At 56.5% G+C, this 708-nt stretch carries 5 tRNA genes; all 5 read right to left on the minus strand.

Features of this window, described 5'->3' with window-relative positions:
• The 5 genes from AAAU26_RS00520 to AAAU26_RS00540 all read right to left on the minus strand — a co-directional run bounded on the left by AAAU26_RS00520 (position 1) and on the right by AAAU26_RS00540 (position 708).
• A tRNA-Gly gene (locus AAAU26_RS00520) sits at positions 1-58 on the minus strand.
• A gap of 171 nt (positions 59-229) precedes the next feature.
• Positions 230-305, minus strand: a tRNA-Phe gene (locus tag AAAU26_RS00525).
• A 167-nt stretch (positions 306-472) separates the two neighbouring features.
• A tRNA-Asp gene (locus AAAU26_RS00530) sits at positions 473-546 on the minus strand.
• 3 nt (positions 547-549) lie between these two features.
• A tRNA-Val gene (locus AAAU26_RS00535) sits at positions 550-625 on the minus strand.
• 7 nt (positions 626-632) lie between these two features.
• A tRNA-Gly gene (locus tag AAAU26_RS00540) sits at positions 633-708 on the minus strand.

Raw genomic sequence — 708 nt, forward strand, 5'->3', positions numbered from 1 at the left:
GACGAGGCTCGAACTCGCTACCTCCACCTTGGCAAGGTGGCGCTCTACCAGATGAGCTACGGCCGCATATTCGGTGCATTTATCCTTGCACCCTCCCGTTCGTATCTCAAGCGGGGCCCCCGCGAAAGCTTGCGAATGCAAGATTTTGTGGGGAAGAGGAGAAATTTCAGTGCTTGTCACAGCGGTCTTGCTTCGCAAGACTGCCCGACAAGCGGCTGACATTTCGACGTGGTGCCTCCGATCGGAATCGAACCAATGACACGGGGATTTTCAGTCCCCTGCTCTACCGACTGAGCTACAGAGGCATAGAAAGTGCATTTATCCCTGCACTCCCCAAAATCCGTTTCTTGAATCGGGGTCCCCGCAAAAACTTGCAAATGCAAGGTTTTGTGGGGAAGAGGAGAAAGTCTGGCGTTCATCACGGCGGTCTTGCTCGCAAAACTGCCAGATGAACCGCAGGACTTTCGACGAGCGACCCGGATCGGGCTCGAACCGACGACCCCCAGCGTGACAGGCTGGTGCTCTAACCAACTGAGCTACCGGGCCACATGGTGGAAGTTAACGGGCTCGAACCGCTGACCCTCTGCTTGTAAGGCAGATGCTCTCCCAGCTGAGCTAAACTTCCACAATAATGGAGCGGCCGACGAGGCTCGAACTCGCTACCTCCACCTTGGCAAGGTGGCGCTCTACCAGATGAGCTACGGCCGC

Origin of the sequence: Faecalibacterium longum, from assembly GCF_040094125.1 — a bacterium.
Classification (GTDB): domain Bacteria; phylum Bacillota; class Clostridia; order Oscillospirales; family Ruminococcaceae; genus Faecalibacterium; species Faecalibacterium longum.